Annotated in this window: 4 protein-coding genes; 2 read left to right on the top strand and 2 right to left on the bottom strand. The window is 66.7% G+C overall.

Going from position 1 to position 2,444, the window contains the following annotated elements:
- Positions 1-298: 298 nt before the first annotated feature.
- Positions 299-583: a hypothetical protein gene (locus FV222_RS23210; protein WP_147754598.1), complete on the top strand. Its 285-nt coding sequence runs from the start codon at positions 299-301 to the stop codon at positions 581-583.
- Between the two features lie 447 nt (positions 584-1,030).
- On the opposite strand, the gene FV222_RS31935 is transcribed toward FV222_RS23210, so the two are convergent.
- Positions 1,031-1,156: a hypothetical protein gene (locus tag FV222_RS31935; protein ID WP_281406755.1), complete on the bottom strand. Its 126-nt coding sequence runs from the start codon at positions 1,154-1,156 to the stop codon at positions 1,031-1,033.
- A 471-nt stretch (positions 1,157-1,627) separates the two neighbouring features.
- Between FV222_RS31935 and FV222_RS31485 the strand changes: the two genes are divergently transcribed.
- On the top strand, positions 1,628-1,834 hold the full coding sequence (locus FV222_RS31485; RefSeq protein WP_246685619.1) for a hypothetical protein: 207 nt from the start codon (positions 1,628-1,630) through the stop codon (positions 1,832-1,834).
- An 84-nt stretch (positions 1,835-1,918) separates the two neighbouring features.
- Here the strand turns inward: FV222_RS31485 and FV222_RS23200 are convergent, their stop codons facing one another.
- A complete protein-coding gene (locus FV222_RS23200) occupies positions 1,919-2,128 on the bottom strand; it encodes a cold-shock protein (protein WP_147753300.1) in 210 nt (69 codons plus the stop codon).
- Positions 2,129-2,444: the final 316 nt, after the last annotated feature.

Genomic DNA, 2,444 nt, shown 5'->3' with positions numbered 1-2,444 from the left:
CCGTGCGCAACGCGCCGACGGCCCAGCGCCCGAGCCGGACGACGACGCCTGCGGCGACGTGCGAGGACGCAGCCCGCCGCGCGCTCATCGCGCCGGGGTTCCGGCCGGATACGCCTCCGAGGGGCGCCGCATCGGAGACGATGTCATCGAAAACCCACTTCGAAACCCCTGATCCCCATGCCGATCCTTCGGTCGCCGTCCACCCTCGGTTACGGTGCCGGCGCGGCACGATCCGGTTTCGGTAACCGCACGGCCCGGGCCCGCGAAAGCGCGTCGATCGAACCGGGAGTGATCCATCATGATGCGCGCGATTCTACCAGCCGTCGCCCTCCTCGCCGGCACGGGGGTGGCCACGGCGTCGCTGTCGAGTCTCGTCGGCGCCTGGGGCCACGACTTCGCTGTGACGCCGTTCGAGCCGATGCAGCTCATGGTCGCGATGGCGACCGACAAGGCCACCGGCAAGTCGTTCAACGTGATCAGGATGCCGGACGGCCACGTGATGGCGGTCGTGCCGTTCGACCAGATGCCGAAGATGCCGGAGGTCGACCCCAAGAGCCTGATGCCGATGAAGGGCGGGCGATGAAGGGTGGCCGATGAGCGATCCCCGCCGACCCGCGCCGATGAACGGCAGAGGCCGCCCGCCGGGCTCCGCGGGCGGCGATCCCGCGCGTTGCCGGCATCGTCGTCGGAGACCCCCGCAGGGTCGAGCCGAGCGGGATCCTCGCCGTCCTCGTCGGCGCGGCGAGCACCGCTCAAGCCTGCGCTCTCGCACCGATGCCGGCGCCCGCGCTCCGGAGCCTTCCGATTTTGCGCAGCGTCACCTCGCTCGGCACCACGAAGCCTGCCGGCGACCCCACGATGCAAGCGGCGGCACCAAGCCGAGCCGCGCTGCGGAAAGCCGCCGAAACGCCGCCGCCACTGCTCGCTCACTTCGACAGCCCGGGACCCGCCGCCGCCCGGAGGCGTCGGAAGCGCATCCCCGTTCTGCGCCGTGCTCGTCGTATCGATCTGGCCGCCCAGGCTCAGAGGGTCACCCGCGCCCTGGTTGAAGCCCAGCACGATGTCCCGCGCCGCCGACCAGGATGGTGTTGCCGAGGCCGCCGACGAGGATGTTGTCGCCCATGCCGCCGTGGAGCCCGTCGTTGGCTTCGTCCACCGCGTCGCTTTGGTCGGACCGCTGTCGCAATGAATGGCTTGCGAGAGCTTCCTCCGTGATCTCTGAATCACGGAGGAAGCTCTAACCTACAGGGTGGTCGCATTTTCTTCACGCCAGCCGGCATCCACCGCGCTCGAAAATGCTCTAGAAGCTGGCTGACGTGATCCTCGATCCGATCGATGACCATTCATGCACCGCATCGCGGCCCGGAACGATTTGAACCCGAAGCGCCTTCCGACCAAGCCGAACGCAGGTGCCCTCGTGCCAGGCCGATCGTGCGGACAGTGCACGGCTTGCTGCCAAGTTCTTGCGATCGAGGTTCTGTCTAAACCCGCTGGCGTCCTGTGTCGGCATAGCACCGGCACGGCGTGCGGGATCTATCGGGATCGCCCCGAGGTGTGCGTGCGATGGTACTGCCTCTGGCGCAAGATCGGCGCGCTCCCGGATGAACTGAGACCCGATCGATCAGGGGTGGTCTTCGCGATCGAGAGCCGTGCGCCTTGCGCGGATGTCCTCGAAGGGGCCTGCGTCGTCGGCCGCGCCGTGGACGGAGAGGGTGCCCTGGGCAGCGCGGAAGCGACCGAAGCGTTCGCCATGTTCGTCCGTGAGGGGTCGTTCCCGGTGTGGAAGGTGTCCAACCAAGAGGCGACCCTCATGCGCCCCGGCGACCGCACTTAAAGTCCGGTACCGTCGGGGCGCTTCCTCTGCCGAAAGCAGGCTTTTCAGGTGATCTGACCATCTCCCGAAGGAGACGGCATCGCCTCAGGCCGACTGCAGATTGCCGGCGGACAGCTTGCCGCTGCGCTTGTCGGTCTCTTCCTCGTAGGAGAGCTTCTGGCCCTCGATCAGGTTGCGCATGCCGGCGCGCTCGACGGCCGAGATGTGGACGAACACGTCCTTGCCGCCGTCATCCGGCTGGATGAAGCCGTAACCCTTGGTCTCGTTGAACCACTTCACGGTACCGATGCTCATAGACAATTCCTAGACGTCTTGGGCGCACCAAAGCGGCGCACTCACACGCCAAACGAATGATCCCGACGCGACGTTCCGCATAAAGTCGCCCGCTAAGGCGGGGCCGGAGGGCGGTCGGCGTCGCCGAGATCCACGTCGAGGCAGGGGAAGGTCCGGTTGGCGATGGTCTTGGCGAGCACTTAGGTCTTGAGTGTCTGTCCGGCGACATATTGAGTGATGTGAGGGGTTTGTGATTCAAGGCTGCCTGTGTGGAGGCTGCCGATGTGGACGACTGAGAACCGGACCCGCTACGATCGAAGCGAGCTTCGTTATCCGA

Source organism: Methylobacterium sp. WL103, assembly GCF_008039885.1.
GTDB lineage: Bacteria > Pseudomonadota > Alphaproteobacteria > Rhizobiales > Beijerinckiaceae > Methylobacterium > Methylobacterium cerastii.
This window is presented reverse-complemented; position numbering and strand designations above follow the sequence as displayed.

Coding starts and splice junctions, on each gene's coding strand:
- FV222_RS23210 (WP_147754598.1), top strand. CDS start 299: ATGATGCGCGCGATTCTACCAGCCGTCGCCCTCCTCGCCGGCACGGGG.
- FV222_RS23200 (WP_147753300.1), bottom strand. CDS start 2,128: ATGAGCATCGGTACCGTGAAGTGGTTCAACGAGACCAAGGGTTACGGC.